The organism is Sulfidibacter corallicola (assembly GCF_017498545.1).
GTDB classification, from domain to species: Bacteria; Acidobacteriota; Holophagae; order Acanthopleuribacterales; family Acanthopleuribacteraceae; genus Sulfidibacter; species Sulfidibacter corallicola.
Genome location: NZ_CP071793.1, coordinates 2,671,410 through 2,690,952 on the forward strand (window position 1 = coordinate 2,671,410; position 19,543 = coordinate 2,690,952).

Annotated in this window: 1 protein-coding gene (running past one end of the window); it reads right to left on the minus strand. The window is 67.1% G+C overall.

The genetic code is table 11. The features are described from left to right. A protein-coding gene (locus J3U87_RS07770) for a non-ribosomal peptide synthase/polyketide synthase (protein ID WP_237382469.1) crosses the window boundary here: on the minus strand, window positions 1–19,543 show its 3' portion. Its footprint extends 6,686 nt past the window's final position; the window shows 19,543 of its 26,229 coding nt (coding positions 6,687–26,229); the start codon falls outside the window, past its right edge — the gene reads right to left on this strand; the stop codon is at window positions 1–3.

The following is a 19,543-nucleotide window of genomic DNA, read 5'->3' on the forward strand; positions in this document are numbered from 1 at the left end:
TCACTCCATTGCGTCCATGAGATCTTCGAAGTCGTCGTGGTCCAGGTCGGTCAGGTCACCGGTGTCCTCGGGCTCGTCCATGGCCGCCGGTCGCGCGTCATCCGCCGCGCCCAAGCGTCGCAACTCATCCGCGAAGCGTTCCGCAAGCGCTTGAATCGTTTCGGTTTCCCACAGTTCACCGGCAAAGGTCCAAGTCGCGTGCAGACACCCGTCGACGATCATCGCGTCGACGTCGATCAGGTGGGCCCGTACCGAGGCCGGGCTCTGGGCCGTCCCCGACGAGTGGGGTGAGAACCGCAACCAGCCGCCGCCGGGCTGATCGAACCGGCCCAGATAGTTGAAAGCGAGCTCGCCCTCGGGCATCAGGTCGCCCGGCGCCGCACCGAGGTGACGCAACACGCCGTATTCGAGGCCGTGGTGGCGCGGCGCGCGCAGGCGCTCGGCCACGGCGCGGAGTTCACCGGCCAGACCGCCCGAACGGTCGATGTCGAACACCAGTGGATAGAGCGAGGTGAACCAACCGACAGTTCGGCTCAGGTCGACGTCGTCGAACAACGGCTCGCGGCCGTGAGACTCCAGCGTGATGCGGCTCTCGGCACTGCCGGTCCAACCGCGCAGCACACGGGCAAGGGCCGTGACCATCAGCACCAGCGGTTCGTGGCCGAGCACCCGAGGTGCCTCCTCCAGTAAACGGCTGGTGCTCGCCGCGTCGAGCGAGACCGTCACCAGCCCCGCATCGGCGATCCGGTTGGCGCCACCCTCGTAATCGCGGGGCAGATGTGCCACCTCAGGTGCCTCACCCCACAACGCCAAAGCCTGGCTCAGGTCCGCCTCGGCGGAATAGGCGCGAAGCTTTTCGGCAAACGTCCGGGTCGAGGTGGTCTTGGCCGGCAACAGTGGCGGTAAATCGCGGTGGATCTGCGCCAATACGGTGACCAGGTCTTCCAACAGCACGCGCCAACTCACCCCGTCGACCACGAGGTGGTGGGCGATCAGCAACAGTTGATCCGGTTCGGGATCGTCGGTTCGCATCAGTGCCGCTCGGAAAAGCGGCCCTTCGGCGAGATTCAGGGAAGCGTGTTCGCGGGTGGCCGCCTCGTGGATGGCGCGACCCAGATCGTCGGCGCCACGCACATCGATTTCGGTCGCGATGGCGTGCGCTTCTCCGTAGCGAGCCCGCCAATCGTTCCCATCTCGGTCGAATCGAAGCCGCAGGGCATCGTGGGCGGCCAGCATCGCTTCCACCGCACGTTCCAGATCGACGATGGCCAGCGGTCGATGGACCGAGAGCAGGACCGCCTGGTTCCAATGCGATGCGTGCTCCGGCCACTGGGCCGCCTGGGTCAGGAAGCGGCGTTGGATCGGCAGCAAGGCCGTGGTCCCGCTCAGGGGTTCCTGTTCCGCAATGATGGAACGGGCCTTCTTGACGCCGGCCAGCTCGACCAGAGTCTGGTGGCGGAACACATCCTGAAGATCGAATCCGAAGCCGGCCTCCCGCGCTCGGTTGACCAATTGAATGGCCACGATCGAATCGCCGCCCAAGGTGAAGAAATTGTCCGTGAGTCCAACCTGTGCCACACCCAGCAGATCGCTCCAAATCGCGGCCAGCTCGCGTTGGCGGTCGTCCATGAGATCACTATCCTCCGCAACGACGACGCGAGGCTCGGGCAGTTGGGCCCGATCGAGCTTGCCGTTGACGGTCAGCGGGAACGCCTCCATGGGCACCATATCCTGTGGCACCATGAAGTCCGGCAGGTCGCGCGCCAGGATGCCACGGCTGGCTACCGGATCGAACCTGTCCGGCGCCTCGCATACCAGCCAGACCACCAGGCGTTCCGCGCCGTTGGCCGCCTTGCGCGCCGCCACGTGGGCCTGGCGCACGCCGGGCAGGGTCAGGCACAATCGCTCGATCTCGCCCGGCTCGATACGGAACCCGCGCAACTGGATCTGGTGATCGACCCGACCCAAGAAGGTCAGGCGACCATCGGGGCGCCAACGAGCACGGTCACCGGTGGCGTACATCCGCGCACCGGGCCGATCGGCAAACGGATCCGGTCGGAAGCGATCCGCCGTCCATGCAGGACGACCCATATAGCCCCGGGCCAACCCATGACCGCCGATCCACAGCTCGCCGGCCACGCCGCGCGGAACCAGGTTCCCTTTGGCGTCCAGCAGATAGATCCGGGCCGGATCGATCGGCGTGCCGATGTCCGGAAGACCTTGGCCTTCGGCGGTAACCGTGCCGGCAGTTGCGACCACGGTCGTCTCGGTCGGCCCGTAGTTGTTGGTCAGCGTGAACGGCAGATCGGCGGCCGGACGCCGAGTGAGCTTGTCGCCGCCGGTGAGCACATGGCGCAGCGCCAGGCCCTCGGGCCAGCGGTTGGCGAGCATGACCTCGGCCAGCGGGGTCGCCACAAAAGTATGGGTCACCTCCACCTCGCGCAACCAGGCCATGAATCGGGTCGGTTCGCCCAGCAGCGCCCGAGGGGCGATCGCGACTCTGGCACCGGCACTCAAGTAGGGCCAGAGTTCCCAGCCGCAGGCATCGAACCCGATGCCCGCCGTTTGGGCGGCCGTCGCGGTGGCGTCGACATCGTAATAGCGCTGGTGCCAGCGGCAGAGGTTCATCAGACCGCGATGCTCCACCAGAACGCCCTTGGGTTTGCCGGTCGAGCCGGAGGTGAAGATGAGATAGGCCGCCATGGCGGGATCGCGGAAGGGCACGCGCGGCGCACGGTCGACGCGGGCATCGGCCTCCACCAAGCTCGTTTCGGGGCGCGGCGATGTCTCGAAACGCGAGCCATCGCCGATCAGCAGGTTGGCGCCACTCTCCTCGAGCATGACCGCGATGCGGGCATCGGGCCAGGCCGGGTCGATCGGCAGGTAGGCCGCACCCACCTTCCAGATGGCCAACATGGCCACCGCCACATCGAGGCCGGGCCGCATGGCGATCGCCACGCGATCCCCTGGCCGCGCGCCAAGGTCTTCCAAGTGGGCGGCCAACCCGTCGGCCTCGGCATGCCAGGCCGCGTGGCTGAGGGATCGGTCCTCGAAGCTCAGGGCTGGAGCCTGCGGCGCAGCGTCGCGAACCGCATCCAGCGAATCGAGCAGGTGATCGGTGGACAAGGAAACCTTCGGGTTGAGGCGATCGAGCAAGTCGCGCCGCTCTTCGCCGTCGATCAGGTTCAGGCCATCGACCGCGACATGCGGGTTTTGAAGCACCGCCTCTGCGAGGCCCAGCAGGCGTCGGCCGAGGCGCTCTACGGTCGTGGCATCGAAGAGGTCGGTGTTGTACTCGATCTCCGCCAACAGGCCTTCGTCCGATTCAGCGAAGTTGAACGACAGCTCGAACTTGGCCGTCGTGCGCGACCACGTCATCGGTTCGAAGTCCAAATCGGCCAAGGCCAGGTTGCCCGTCGCCGCGTTCTGCAGCGAAAACACCACCTGGTAGATCGGTGTCCGACTGAGGTCGCGGGCGGCGCCGAGCGCATCCACGACGCGCTCGAACGGCAGGGCCGCATGGGCGGTGGTGTCGAGCACGGCACGGCGTACCCGAGCGAGCAGGGTTTCAAAATCGGGAGCACCGCTCAGGTCGGCACGTAGGGCGAGCGTGTTGACGAAGAACCCGATTTGATCTTCAAGCTCGGTGCGATCGCGGTTGGCGATCGGGAAGCCCAGCGCGAAATCGCGCTGCCCGCTGTGGCGGTAGAGCAGGATCTGAATCAATGCACCCAGGGTCATGAACAGCGTGGCGCCCTGGGCCTGGCCCATGCGACGCAACCCGTTGAGCATGTCACGGTCAAGGTGCATATGGTGGGCCGCACCGGAAAAGGTTTGTACGGCGGGCCGTGGCCGGTCGGTGCTCAGTTCGAGCACGGGGACTCCGTCCAAATGGCCGCGCCAAAAGTCGAGCATGCGATCGAGTGACGGTCCCGCGAGGGTTTCCCGTTGCCACACGGCATAGTCGGCGTATTGGATCGAGAGGGGCTTCCAATCGGGTTCGCGGCCTTGGGCGAACGCTTCGTAAGCCCCGACCAGCTCGCGGCCGAAAACCCCCAGCGACCAAAGGTCGGAGGCGATGTGGTGGAAGCTGACCAGCAGTGCGTGGTCGGCCTCGTCGACCTGAACAAGCAACGCACGCACCGGCCACTCGTTCGCCAGATAGAAGGGACGTTGCAGCTCGATATCGGTCAGCGCACGCAGTTCGGCTTCGACGTCGTCTCCACCGTCGCCGGTCAGTACGTGTTCGGTCCACGGCATCGGGCCGGGCGCGTCGATCACCTGAACAGCGGCGTCGCGATCGCCGTGAACCCGCGAACGCAGCACCTCGTGGTGGGCGACGACGGCGTCGAGGGCACGGCGCAAGGCGGTGCGGTCGAGCGGGCCACGTAGGCGCAATCCGAGCGGCACGTGCCAGGTCGCCGTACCCGGGACCAGCGTCTCGAAGAACCAGACGCGGGCCTGTGCGAACGACAGGGGCAGGTCACCGTCGCGATCCACCCGTCGAGGCGCGGCCGAAACCGGGACATCGGCGGCCCGAGCCAGACGTTCGGCCAGACGCGCGACCGTGGGCGCTTCGAACAGGGCTCGAACCGGCAGGGCCACACCCAGCCAATCCTGCACGCGGGCGACGAGACGGGTCGCCAACAGCGAATGACCGCCGAGTGCGAAGAAATCGTCGTCGGCGCCGACACGCTCGATCTGCAGCAACTCGGCGAACAGCCCGGCCAGCAGACGCTCCTGCTCGGTCCGTGGTGCGACGAACGCGGCACGGGCGACCGGTTGGGCGTCCGGTGCCGGCAGGGCCTTGCGATCGATCTTTCCGTTTGCCGTCAACGGCAGGTGGTCGTGGAACAGGAAATGGCTCGGTACCATGTAGTCCGGAAGCGTCTCGGCCAAGGCGCCGCGCAACGTCTCGGGCAGGCGACGGGTAAGTTCGCGAACCATCGGCTGGTTGGCCAGATCCCGAACCGGTCGCGGCGGCCGCTCGGGCCAGGCGAACAGGGCCGGAACATCGGGCCAGGTCAGATACAGATCCAGACAGGCGGGATGCGCCGGATTCGGCCGTGCCGAGGTGCGGTATCCGACCGCCCTTGCGCACGCCATCAGGGATACCCAATTCGGAGCCGAAGAGGCCTTGCGGGCGACCGTCGCCCTCAAGTCGGCCGCCGTCGGCGGAGGATTGTCCAAGCCGAGCAATTCCAGCAACACGGCTTCACGAGCCAGATGCGCGTTGGGAATCCCTTCCACCACGAGCATGGTTCGGCCGAAGTCGTCCAGGCGGGTCAGGTCCCCGTCGGCTAGCGCCGACCAGTCCACCCGAACCGGAGGCTCGGTGAAACGGGGCGCGGAACCCACGTACAGCACCACATCGGCGCGGAATCGACTCATCTCGTTGGCGAAGTCGCTTTGCTTCAGGCGAATGTCCACCGCCGCGATACGTGGGAACCGGTCCGGCAGGGCCAGGAACCAGTCCAGGTCGACGAGCAGCTCTTCCTCGTCGCGCTGGTGCTCGGCGATGCGACGGCTCAGTTGGGCGGCGGACAGGTCGGCGGGTGCACGATGCAAGGCGACGGCCGCCGCGAAGTAACGCATCCAGGGCAAGAGACGGATGTCGCCGAGGAAGATGTGACCGCCGTCGGCCACGGTATCCAGGGCGCCGGTCACGACTCGGTCGAGGTAGTCCAAGTCGGGGAAATACTGGGCAACCGAGTTCAGGATCAGGGTATCGATGGAGGCGGGCTCGATGTCGCGAACATCATCGGCCTGGCGCCGTTGCAGCACCACCTTTTCCCGCAGCTCGGCGGGCAGGCGTCGGGCGATGCCCGCCAACGCGGCGGGCGACAGGTCCGTGGCGCGATAGTGGTCGCAGGATGCCAGCAGCGGGAAGAGCAACAAGCCGGTGCCGCAACCGATCTCCCAAACGCGGCGCGGCGCCAGCTCGCGAATGCGATCGACGGTGTGGTCGACCCAGTCGCGCATTTCGGCCTCGGGAATCGGTTCCCCCGTAAAGGTGCTGTTCCAACCGGAAATATCGAAGGTCGCATCGGCTAGTTCCCCTGGCTCCTGGTGTTGGTAGGCCTCGTTCCAGATCGTCCCCCACTGATCCACGTGGGTGGCGGCCAGGCCCTCGTCCGCGTCGGCACGCACGGCCCCGAGGTCCGGCACGATGTGGGCCACCAGGCGCGGATCGTCCTCCGTCTCGTGGATCACCACGGCGGCGCGTTCCACCGACGGATGGGTCAGCAGAGATGCCTCGATCTCGCCCAGTTCGATGCGGAACCCACGCAGCTTTACCTGGAAATCGGCGCGGCCCACGAACAGCAGGCGCCCGGAGACGTCGCGGCGCACCAGGTCACCGGTGCGGTACATGCGGGCGCCGGGTCGCTTGGCGAACAGGTCGGGCAGGAAGCGTTCGGCGGTAGGGGCCGGACGGGCGGCGTAATCTCGAGCCAGTCCCGAGCCCCCGATGAAGAGTTCACCGGTCACGCCGCGCGGTACGGGGTTCCCGGCCGGATCGAGCAGGTAGAGTTCGGTCTCGTCGATGGGGCGACCGAGCGAGATCGGGGCGTCGTCGGCGACGACCTCGTCGACCGCCGACCAGATGGTGGTCTCGGTCGGTCCGTAGAGATTCCAAACCTGACCCAGGGCACAGAGTCGATCGGCCAGGGGTCGCGGCAAAGCCTCTCCCCCGCAGAAGATGCGCAACCCGGCGGCGTTGCGCCACCCGGCTTCGAGGACCATCTGCCAGGTCGCCGGCGTGGCCTGCATCACCGTGGCGCCGCTCTCGTCCATCAAAGCCGCCAGGCGTGGTCCGTCCATCGCCGTTTCGCGATCGACCAGAGTCAGGGCCGCGCCGACCGTGAGCGGCAACAGCAACTCCAGCACCGCGATGTCGAACGACAGCGAGGTCACGGCCAGCAGGTGATCGTCGGGTCCCAGGCCTGGCCGCCGCGCCATCGAGCCCAGGAAATTGACGACCGAGGCATGTGCCACACGCACGCCCTTGGGGCGGCCCGTGGAACCCGAGGTATAGATTTGATAAGCCAGCGCGTCGATACCCGTCAGCGACTCGGGCGGAGCCGCGTCGGCCTCGGGACGGCACCGATCCAGCGCCACGATGTCGACGCCGGCCGGTAGGTCGAGCGCAGGTGCCAGCTCGGAAGTGGTCAACACCCATTGAGCCCCGCTGTCGGAAAGCATGTAGGCAATGCGATCGGCGGGATAGGCCGGGTCCATCGGAATATAGCGACCGCCGGCCTCCAACACGGCCAGCAAGGCGACCAGGAGATCGCAAGTGCGCGGCAAATAGAGCGCAACCGGTGCCTCGGCATCCACGCCACGCTCGCGCAGGTGGTGTGCCAGCCCGTGGACCCGTGCCGCGAGCTGGGCGTAGGTCAGTTGGCCGTCGCGGTCCCGAACGGCGAGTCGGGCACCGTCCACCGAGGATGCCACCATTTCGGTGATGCGTGCGGGTCGGGTGATCGCGACGCAGGAGCCGCTGAGATGCCACGCCTCGCGTTCTTCCGGCGCGGTCATGTCCAGGCGGGCGATGGGTTGGGTCGGGGCATCGCAGACGGCAACCAGCAACCGGGTCAGGTGGCGGGCCATGCTCGCGATCGTGGCACGGTCGAACAGGCGGGAATTGTACTCGAAATGGCCACGCAGCATGCCTTCCTGCTCGGCCAGATTCAAGGTCAAGTCGAACTTGGCGGTACCGCTGTCGACTTCCACGGGGGTCAGGCGCAAGTCCCCAGCGCGGCCCTCACGTACGGGCGCGTTCTGCAGGATGAACATGACCTGGAACAGGGCGGTTCGGCCCAGATCGCGGGGCGGATCCAGTTCTTCGACCAGTTTCTCGAACGGCAGATCCTGGTGAGCGTAGGCTGCCAGGGTACGACGACGCACCCGCACCAGCAGCTCATCGAAGTCGGGATCGCCGTCGAGATCGGCGCGCAACGCCAAGGTATTGACGAAGAACCCGATCAGCGGCTCCATTTCGGTGGTCACGCGGTTGGCGATCGGCGTGCCCACGGCGAAGTCGCGTTGACCACTGTAGCGGCCGAGCAGGGCCTGGAACCCCGACAAAAGGGTCATGAACAGCGTGGCGCCGCGTTCGCGGCCCAGAGCCGCCAGGCGACCGGTCAGATCGGGATCCAGATGGAACGGGAACACGTCGCCCCCAAGCGACTGGACCGCGGGGCGCGGGCGATCGGTGGGCAGGTCGAGGGCCGGCACGCCGTCGAGCTGATCGCGCCAGAAATCGAGCTGGGCGTGCAGGGCACCGGCGGCAAACCAGTCGCGCTGCCAGGCGGCGAAATCGCGGTACTGCACGGCCAGCGGCTCCAAGGCGGGTGGGCGTTGGTCGGCCAAAGCGCCGTAGGCTTCGCTCCACTCGGCCAGGAAAATGCCCAGCGACCAACCGTCGGCCACGATGTGGTGCAGCGTGATCGCCAACAGGTGCTCCGTCTCGGACAGACACACCAGCATCAGCCGCAGCAGCGGGCCGTGCGCCAGATCGAAGGGCCGAGCCGCGTCCTCACGGACCAGCGCCTGGGCGCGGCGCTCGCGGGTGTCGCGGGTCAGGTCGCGCAGGTCGTGCTCGGTCAGCGCCGGCGCCAAGTGATCCAAGATCCGTTGGACCGGCTGGCCGTCGATCTCGTCGAATAGCGTGCGCAACGACTCGTGGCGTGCGACGACCGCATCGAGGGCCCGCAGCAGGCGTTCCCGATCGAGGGGACCGCTCAGACGCACGGCCATGGGAATGTTGTAGGCCGCACCACCGGGCTCTAATTGCTCCAGGAACCACAACCGCTGCTGTGCGTGGGACTGAGGTGCGGGCTCGGACCAGGTACGGGCGTGAAGTGGCGGGCGACCGGCGCCTTCGACGTCGGCTTCGTCCAGAACGTGTGCAAGCTGGGCCACCGTCGGATGTGCGAAAACCCACTGTAGAGGCACGGCGCGATCAAGGGTTCGCGTCAAGGCGGAAACCAGACGCGTGGCCAGCAACGAGTGGCCGCCCATGGCGAAGAAATCGTCGTCGATCGATACCGACTCGAGCCCCAGGACGTGGGCGAACAGATCGGCGAGCATGGCTTCGCGCGGCGTGCGCGGTTTACGACCCGTGCGACCGGTTACGGCCGTCGCTTCGGGATCGGGCAGGGCCCGGCGATCCAGCTTGCCGTTGGGAGTAAGCGGCAGGCGCGCCAGCCAGAGGATGCGCTCGGGCACCATGTAGCCGGGCAGATCGCGGTTCAGTTCGGCCCGAACGGCCGCGTCGTCGCCGGGATTCGGCGCCACCAACCAAGCCACCAGCACGCGGTCGGCACCCTCGCCACGGGCCATCACGACCGCGTCCGTGACGTCGGGCAAGCGGCGCAGGCGCGTTTCGATCTCGCCGGGTTCGATACGGAACCCACGCACTTTGACTTGGTGATCGATGCGCCCGAGGAACGCCAGACTGCCGTCCTCAAGGAAGCGGCCGCGATCACCGGTGCGGTAGAGCCGCGCGCCGGGTGTGGCGGCGAAGGGATCGGGCACGAACGAGGCGGCGGTCAGACCCGGTCGGCGCCAATAGCCGCGCGCCAGGCCGGGGCCGGCAAGGAAAATCTCGCCCACCATGCCCTGCGCCACGGGCCGCATATCCGCATCGAGCAGGTACACCCGCTTTCCTGGCAGTGCCCGCCCCACGGTCTGGGGTCCGCCGAGCAAGCGCTCGGCATGGGTGGCATAGGTGGTGTCCTCGCTGGGTCCGTAAAGGTCGCAGACGCGCGACAGGTGCGGCAAGCCGTAGAGGCGGTCCACCAGTTCGGGGCGCAGCGGCTCCCCGGCCAGATTGACGGTGCGCACCGAGGCGGGTACCGCGTCCAAGTGCAACAGTTCGTCGATGGCCGAGGGGACCGTGTTGATCAGGGTGACCCGATCGGCGGCGGGCAGATCGCGCAGGGCGAGCGCGTTGTCGGCCAGGATGACACAGCCGCCGTTGACCAGGGTGCCGAACAGCTCGAAGACCGAGAGATCGAAGCAGATCGAGGTAGCGGCCAGGACGCCGGCGAGTTCGTCGGCGGAAAAGGCGCCACCGGCCCACTGGGCCAGGTAGGCAGCGTTGGCATGGGTCATGGCCACGCCCTTGGGCCGACCGGTCGAACCGGAGGTATAGATCAGGTAGGCCGCTTGATCGGGATCGACCGTCACGGCGGGAGCCTGGATATCGACCGGCAGCGCCGCCCAGTCGAACTCGTCGACCAGCACCAGGTCGCCCTCGAACCCGGAGAACCGCTCCAGGTATCGGCGCTCGGTGATCAGAATACGGCTGTCGCTGTCGGCCAGCATGAAGTCGCGGCGCGGTGCGGGCCAGGCCGGGTCGATAGGCACGTAGGCCGCGCCGGCCTCCAGCACGCCCAGCAGGCCGACCACGAGATGGTTCCGACGCGAGAGGCTGACCGCGACGCGGTCCTCGGGCCTCGCCCCCAAGGCCATCAGGCGGTGGGCGACGCGATGGGCGCGGCGCACCAGCTCGCGATAGCTCAGGTCGCCATCGACATCCACCACGGCCGCTGTGTCGCCACAGTGGGCGGCACGGGCGGCAACCAGGCGGTGGAGCAGGTCGGGCGCGGCATCGGCAACCACCTCGGCGCCGGAAAAAGCCTGCAACAGCCGCGACGTTTCAGCCGCGCTCATCATCGAGTGGGACGCGATCGGGCGTTCCGGTTCGGCCACCAAGCGCGCCAGCAGGAGACCGAAATGCTCGGTCATGCGCGCGACTCGATGTGCGTCGAACAGGTCGGCGTCGTACTCAAGCGAGCCATACAGCGCCTCGGCGCTCTCGGTGATCGCCAAAGTCAGGTCGAAGCGCGACGCACGTACCTCGACCGGCAGCGGACGAACCCGCTCCCCTTCCCCGAGTGCCATCGCCTCAACCGGTGCATTCATGAGCGCGAACATGACTTGGAACAGCGGCGAGCGGTCCAGGTGCCGTTCCGGTTCCAGTTCCTCGACCAGGCGCTCGAACGGCAGCTCGGCGTGGGTCAAGGCGGCTTGGGTGCGGGTTTTGACGCGGTCGAGTACCTGAGCGAAACTGGGATTTCCAGTCAGATCGGCGCGCAACGCCAAGGTGCTGGCGAAGAACCCGATCAGGCCTTCCAGCTCGGCGTGGGTCCGGTTGGCGACCGGGGTACCCACGGCGAAATCGTCCTGCCCGGCGTAGCGGTGCAGCAATACCTGAAACGCGGCCAGAAGCACGTGAAACAGGGTATGGTCGCCCGTGGCGCCGCGCACGGCCTCGAGCGCCTCGCCGTCGATGCGGAACCGGACCACACCGCCGCGGTAGGTGCGAACGGAGGGACGCGGCCGATCGCTGGGCAGATCGAGCGCGGGCACGCCGGCGAGTTCGCGGCGCCAGTGATCGAGGAGACGCGCCTCACCGGCGGCGTCCAATACGCGTGCCTGCCATGCCGCCACATCGGCCACCTGGACCGGGAGCGGCTCCCAGGCCGGAGGGTGGCCGGCACGAGCGGTGTCGTAGGCCTCGGTCAATTCGCGTAGGAAGATGGTCATCGACCAGCCGTCGGTAGCGATATGGTGGATATTGATCACCACGGCATGGTCGTCCTCGGCCAGGCGCACCAACATCGCCCGCCAGGGAGGCGCCGCACTCAAGTCGAAGCCGCGATTGACCTCTTCGTCGACCAACTCGCTCAAGCGTGCCTCGCGCACCTCGGCGGGTTGGTCGCGTACATCGACTTCGTGCAGGGGCACGTGGTAGCGGTCCAAAACGTCCTGCCAGACGCCGTGTTCGTCCTCGCGGTAGCGGGTGCGCAGCACCTCGTGGCGCGCGACCAGGGCCTCCAGGGCCCGCGCCAGCGCATCGCGGTCAAAGGGACCTTCGAATCGCAGGGCTAGCGGCATGTTGTACGCCGCGCCGGTGGGAATCAAGCGGTCGAGGAACCACATGCGGCGTTGCGACCAGGTCAACGGCAGATCCCCGTCGCGCGGCACCGGTTGCAGACGCGGTGCCGCGTCGTCGACATGGGCCGCGGCCAGGTCGGCCGTCACGGCGGCCACCGTCGGTTCCTCGAAGAAACGCCGCAGCTCGGGCGCGCGACCCAGCCGCTCGCGCAGGCGGGCGATGACGCGCGTCGCCAGCAAGCTGTGCCCTCCCAATTCGAAGAAGTGCTGATGGATGCCGACCTCTTCGAGGCCCAATACCTCGGCGAAGATGGCGGCCACCTGGACCTCCAGATCGCCGCGGGGCGCCACCAACGCGGCGGCTTCCTCCGGAGCCTCGGTGGGCGCCGGCAGCGCGCGCTTGTCGACCTTGCCACTGGCTGTCAGAGGCAGCGCGTCCAGTAACACCAGATCGCCCGGTACCATGTAGCGCGGCAGGTAGTCCGACAACCAGTCCAGCAGGGCCCGCTTGTCCACGATCTCGTTGCAGGCGGCCCAAGCGACAAGGCCCAGGTCGCCACGCGCATCGGGTCGTGCGGCCACGGCGACCTGGCTCACGGCCGGATGGCTCAGCAGCCGGTTCTCGATTTCACCCAACTCGATGCGGAACCCGCGTACCTTGACCTGGCCGTCGGCCCGGCCCAGGAACTCGATCTCGCCGTTTTCCAGGCGTCGTGCCCGGTCGCCGGTAGCGTAGAGGCGCGCGCCCTCCGAACCGTGGGGATCGGGCAGGAAGGCGGCCGCGGTTAGTGTGGGCCGGTTCCAATAACCGCGCGCCAACTGCACCCCGCCGATGAAGAGCTGGCCGACCACCCCGATCGGCGCCGGTTCCAGCATCCTGTCCAACACGTGCAGTTGGGTGTTGGGTGTAGGAAGACCGATGGTCACCTTGCGTGGCGGCGCATCGGGCAGGGCGGTAAAGCGGCTGACCTCGACGGCGGCTTCGGTGGGTCCGTAGAGGTTGTGGATGGGTACCGGGATCACGTCGTGACAGCGGCGCACCAAGCTTTCGGGCAAGGCTTCGCCGCTGGCGTGAATGAATCGCAACGACGCGCAACGACCCGGTGCGACCTGTTCCAAGAAGGCGCCAAGCATGCTGGGTACAAAATGAAGGGCGGTGATCGCTTCGCGCTCGATGACCTCGACCAAATAAGACGGGTCGCCGTGGCGGCCGGGCTCGGCCAAAAACAAGTGAGCGCCGGCGATCAAAGCCGAGAAGGTGTCGGCCAGCGAGACGTCGAACGTGAACGGCGTCTTTTGCAGCACCCGATCGGTGGGCGAGAGCGGGATTTCGTCCTGAAACCACTGGAGCCGGTTGACGATGGCGCGATGGGCGACGGCCACCCCCTTGGGTACGCCGGTAGAGCCGGAGGTGTAGAGCACGTAGGCCAGGCCGTCGGGGTCGAGACGGGGCAGGTCGACCTTTGTGCTCTCCGCATGTGCAAGGTCGTTCAGATTCAGTACTTCACCCGTTTCAGCCAGAGCCTTGCGGCCGGCCTCGTCGGCCACGATCAAGGCCGGGGCCGCATCGGTCAGGGTATGGGCGATGCGGGGCTGGGGATGATCGGGGTCAAGCGGAACCCAGGCCCCGCCGGCGCGCATGATGGCCAGCAGCAGCGCCAGACGCTGCGGCGAGCGGCGGGCGCAGACAGCCACGCGGGTTTCGCGGCCCACGCCCAGTTCGACGAGTCGCCCGGCCATCGCCGCGACCCGGTCGGCCAGATCGGCATAGGTCCAGCTTCCGTCCCACCAGGTCACCGCTGGAGCATCCGGCGTGCGGGCCGCCTGAGCGACAAACAGATCGGGAAGGGTCGTCTCCGGGTAGGATCGTTCGGTGCGGTTCCAATCCTGAAGCAGGGCGCGACGGGCCGAATCGTCCAGCGGGCTTAGGCGCGACAAGGGCTTTTCGGGAGCCTCCAGAACGGAACGCAGCAGATGTTCGAACCAACTCACGAAGCGGCGGGCACTGGATGCGTCGAACAAATCGCTGTTGTATTCCATGAAGGCGGTCAGGCCCTCGTCGGCCTCGTGCAGGTGCAGGCTGAGTTCGAACTTGGCGGTGTTGGTGCCCAGCAGCAAGGGTCGCACGCGGACCCCGGCCAGCGTCAGATCGTCCATGGGCGTGTTCTGCAGGCTGAACATGACCTGGCACAACGGCGGCCGGTTGAGCACTCGCTCGGGATCCAGTTCTTCGACCACCTTTTCGAAGGGCACGTCCTGGTGGCCGTAGGCCGCCATGGTGGTGGCGCGCACGCGCTCCAGCAGCTCGACGAAGGTCGGGTCGCCGTCCAGATCGGCGTGCAGGGCCAGGGTGTTCACGAAGAAGCCGATCAACGGCTCCAGCTCGGCACGCGTCCGGTTGGCGATGGGCGTGGCCACCGCAAACCGTCGCTGCCCCGTGAGCCGCTGGAGGAATAGCTGCCACACCGCCAGCAAGGTCATGAACACCGTGGCGTTGTGCTCGCGAGCGAGGCCCCGTATGCGGTCCATCACGCGGCCATCCAGCATGAACGGAATCGAGGCACCGGCAAATGTCTGGTGACGGGGACGCACGTGGTCCACCGGCAGATCGATCATGGGCATATCGGCGAGTTGCTGCCGCCAAAAGGCCAGTTGCTCGGCCATCACGCCGCCCTCCAGCCATCCGCGCTGCCATACGGCGAAGTCGGGATACTGAATCGGCAACGGTTCCAAGGGCGCCATACGCCCGGCGGCGGCGGCCTCGTAGAGTTGGGTCATTTCGCGGACCAGCACGCCGATCGACCAACCGTCGGACACAATGTGGTGCATGTTGATCACCAGCACGTGATCGTCCTCGGCCAGGCGGACCAGCAGGGCGCGGAACAACGGGCCCGCTTCCAGATCGAAGGGCTGCACGGCCTCGGCCTCGGCCAGGCGTCGCATTTCCGTTTCCCGTTCGGCCGGGTCCAGCGAGGCAAGGTTGTGGAACGGCATTTCCAGTTTCATGTAGGCGTGAATCACCTGAACCGGATCGCCGTCGCGGGTGGCGAACGTCGTGCGCAGGGCTTGGTGACGGTCCAAGATCGTTTTCAGGGCGGAGCGCAACAGGACCGGGTTGAGATCGCCGAGCAGTCGCATCGAAATCGGCAGGTTGTAACCGGCCATGGGTCCTTCGAGCCGATCGAGGAACCACAGACGCTGCTGGGCGTGAGATTGAACCAGGGTACCGTCGTGGTCGACCGCCTCGATGGCAGGGAGCCGATGGGCACCGCCGGCCTCCAGCTCGCCCTCGACGTATTCGGTCAGGTCGGCCACCGTGGGCGCGTCGTACATGATCCCCAATGGCAGCAGCACGTCGTAGACGGCGCCGACCCGCGACACGATCTGGGTGGCCAGCAGCGAGTGCCCGCCCAGTTCGAAGAAGTTATCCTCCAGGCCAACCGTGGGCACTTCCAGGACCTGGGCGAAGATGCCGGCAAGAATCTCTTGGTTGGTGGTCAGTGTGACGGCCTCGGCCTCGGGTGTGCGTTCGGCCAGTACCAGGTCCGGATCGGGCAGGGCGCGTTTGTCCACCTTGCCGTTGGCAGTCAACGGCAGGTCGTCCAGAAACAGCACCCGCGCCGGCACCATGTACTCGGGCAGGCGCGCTTCGAGGGCTTTCCGCAGGGTCGCGCCGTCGCCTTCGCGGCCCTCGGCCGCCACGGCATAGGCCAGCAGGTGGCGCAGGTCGCCCTCGCCGCGCACGACGACGGTGGCGTGGGCCACGTCCTCGTGCTCGAGCAGTACGTTCTCGATTTCGCCCAGCTCGATGCGGTACCCGCGGATTTTGACCTGATCGTCGAGGCGTCCGCCGATCACGATCTGCCCCTCGTCGTCGAGCCAGGCCTGGTCGCCCGTGCGGTAGAGGCGTGCGCCGGGGCGGCAGGAAAAGGGATCGGGTACAAAGGCCGTCGCCGTCAGGGCCGGTCGACCGAGGTAGCCGTGAGCCAGGCCGTCGCCGCCCAGGACGATCTCACCGGCGACCCCCTTGGGCAGAGGGCGCAGGTCGGCGTCGAGGATGTAGGCGGTCGTGTTGGCGAGCGGGCCGCCGATGGGCACGGTCGCCGCGCCTTCCGGCAGGCCGTCGATCTCGTACCAGGTGGCGAAGGTCGTGCTTTCGGTGGGGCCGTAGACGTGAAGCAAGCGAGCGGGCGCGCCGTTGGCCAAAACGGTGCGCACCCAGTGGGGGTCGACCATCTGGCCACCGAAGAGCAGCGTGTTGAGGTCGGCGAAGGCGCGGGGTACAAGTTCGGCGATGCGGTTCAGCAGCGCGGTGGTGAGGAAGAGGTGGTTGACGCCCATGCGGGCCAGGTCCTCGGCGAAGAGCTGGGGCGAGAGGCTGGACTCGCGCGAGAGCAGTGCCAGAGTGCCGCCGTTCAGCAAGGGCCCCCAGATTTCGAAGGTGGCCGCATCGAAGGCGATCGTGGCGGCCTGACCGACCACCTCGCCGGGAGCGACGACCAGGTAATCGGTGTCGCGTACCAGGCGGATCACGGCACGATGGGGGATGGCGATCCCTTTGGGCGTGCCGGTGGATCCGGAGGTGTAGACCAGATAGGCCTCGCTCTGGGGAATGGCCGCGACGGGTGCAAAGGGCTCGCTCGGAGTTAGTTCGCCGATATCGTCGATCCGCACGGCAGCCAGGCCCAGGTCCTCGAATAATTCGGCTTGGAATCGGTTGCTCAGCACGATGCGGCAGCCGGCATCGGCGATCATGAAGGCCAGGCGCTCGCGCGGGTAGGCCGCGTCCAGCGGCACGTAGGCCGCACCGCAACGCAGGATCGCCAGCAGGCCCACGACCATGCTCGGCGTTCGTTCCATGCTGATGGCGACGCGGTCTCCTGGCCGCACGCCCTGCTCGTACAGCAGATGGGAAACCGCATCGGCGAAGCGATCCAACTCGCGATAGCTCAGCGTGCGGTCTTCGTGGCGCACGGCGAGCGCCTCACCGCGAATGGCCACCTGCTCGGCGAACAGCTCGTTCAAGGTGGCGGCGCGCGGGTAGACGCGGATGCGGTCGTTGAGGGCGGTCCAGGTGGCGCGATGCTCGTCGGGATCCATCAGGGTGGCTTCGCGCAGCGGTGCTTGCGGCTGTTGGGCGAAGAAGCGCAGGACCGCGGCCAGATGGCCCAGCACGCGCGTCATCGCCTCCGGCGCGAACAGGCCCGCATCGTAGCTGAGACGCAATTGGAAGGCCTGACCGGCCGGTGCGATCACGCACGACAAGGGATAGGTGGTCCGTTCGGTCGCTCCGGCTTCCACCACGCGCGGCTTCAGATCGTCCTGACGCAAGGCGGCCTCGATCGGGAAGTTCTGGAACGCGAAAATGGTGCGGAACAGCGCGCCTCGGCCGGTGACCTCGGACCAGTTCTGAATGCGTGCCAGCGGCACCGATTCGTGTTCGCGGAAACCGCGCTGACGTTCAGCGATATGGGCGATCCACTCTGTCAGACCGTCGTTCTCAGGAACCCTGACCCGCAGCGGTAGCGTGTTGATGAACAGGCCGGCCATGCGCTCTATATCGGCGACCTCGGCCGGACGACCGCTGGCCGTCACGCCGAAGACCACGTCGTCGCTGTCAGTGTAGCGCCCGAGCAGCAGCGCCCAGGCAGCCTGGAACAGGTTGTTGACGGGAACCTGATTGGTGCGGGCCAGCTCGGTGAGGGCGGCCGAGGTGTCGCCGTCCAACATGCGGCGCGCGTCGCGATAATCGTTGCCGGGTCGGGCATCCACCCGCTGTAGGGTACGGATCGGGTCGAGCGGCTCGGTGAATCCGGCCAGGTAGTCGCGCCAAAACCGCGCGGCTTCGCCCTCATCGCGGCGGTTCAACCAGTCGATGTAATCCGAGAAACGCGCGGCAGGCGCCAATCGCGGCGTGTCGCCGTTCATGCGCGCGGTGTACCAGCCAAAGGCCTCGGAGAGCAGGCGTGAGACCGACCAACCGTCCAACAGGATGTGGTGGTGGGTCCAGACGAAGGTTCCGCGGTCGTCGGCGAGCTGGAGCCACAGGAACCGCTGCGGCGGGGTGCGGAAATCGAAGGTGGTGATCAGGTCCTCGGCCAGCAGGGCTTCGGCGGCCGCGCGTGGATCGGGCTCGCCGCGCAGGTCGTGACGGATGAAGGTCGCGGTCCCTCCGGAGAAAATCGCTTGAAGCGGGCGTTCGAGGTCCTCCCAGACGAAACCGGCTCGCAGCATCTGGTGGCGAGACACCACGGTTTGCCAGGCCGCTTCCAGCAAATCCACGTCGACCTCGCCCTCGATGGTGAACCGAAGCTGCTCGTAGTGGGCCGTGCTGGTAGGGTCCATCCGGCTGTGGAACAGCATGCCCTCTTGCATCGGCGAGAGCGGCAGCAGGTCTTCCAGGTCGCGCCGATCCTCGGGCAAGGCTTCCAAAACCCGGTCGAGATCCTTTTGAACCAGCCCGGCCAACGCGAAATCCGACGGTGTGTAGCCGCGTGTTTCCCGGTCGACACAGTGTGCCGCGACCTCTGCCAACGCAACCCGGATCAGGTCCAGCAGGCGTTTGGCCTCGGCGGGCTCGATCCGGCCCGGATCGAAGACGAGATGCAGTTGGGCGCCTTCCCCATCGGCCAGCAGCGTCAGGTCCATCAAACTCGAGCGTTGGTTCTCGGCGGCTACCGGGCGACCGCTCGACTCGGGCGCGAAGCGGAAACCCTCGCTTTGGGGTCCGGCGGAGAATCGGCCCAGGTTGTTGTAGCGGACCAGCGGAGCTTCGGGTGTGAGGTCGGTGCGGTCGGCCCGGTCGCCCAGGTAGCGCAGCAGGCCGTAGCCGAGGCCACCGCGCGGCACGGCGCGAAGCTGTTCCTTGGTGGCGCGAATCAGGCCGCCCAGGTCCTGGTCATCCAGTCGACCCAGACGCACCGGGTAGAGCCGCGTGAACCAGCCCACCACCTGGCTGGGGTCGACGCCGTTCAGGCTGTCGCGGCCATGGCCCTCGAACTCGACGACCCAGTGGGCGTCGCCGGACCAGCGCCACCAGGCACGGCCCAGTGCGGCCAGTACCAGGTCGTCGATCCGGGTGTTGAAGGCACGATTTGCTTTACCGTGCAGGTCGCGCGCGAGATCTTCCGTCCATTCAATTGTCAAGGTCCGATCGGGTAACGTCGCTTCGCCGCTCGCTTGCGCCGGCAGCGCCGGGCAATCGGCCAATTGCGAACACCACCATGCCGACTCCGCCGCCGTTTCCGCGGAACGGGCCTCGTCGACCAACAGCCGCGACCAAGCGGGCAGATGGGTCTCGGGTGAGTCAAGCGATCGACCGTGGCAGGCGGCAGTCAAATCGTCGATCAAGATGCGCCAGGAAACCCCATCCACGAGAAGGTGATGAGCTACGAGCAGGAGCCGCGCACGGGCCGCCCCTTCGAGATGAAACCAGACCGCGCGGAACAAGGACCCTTCGGTCAGGTCGAAACCGGCCTGAACCGCATCGGCCTCGGCCGCCAATGCGTCGCCGTCGGAAACGGTTCGCGTATCCCAAACAAGACCGTCCTCGGCCTGGATGCGGGGACCTCCATCGGCATCCATCCGCAGACGAAGCGCCGGGTGATGAGCCACCAACCGTTGCAGCGCATCGCGC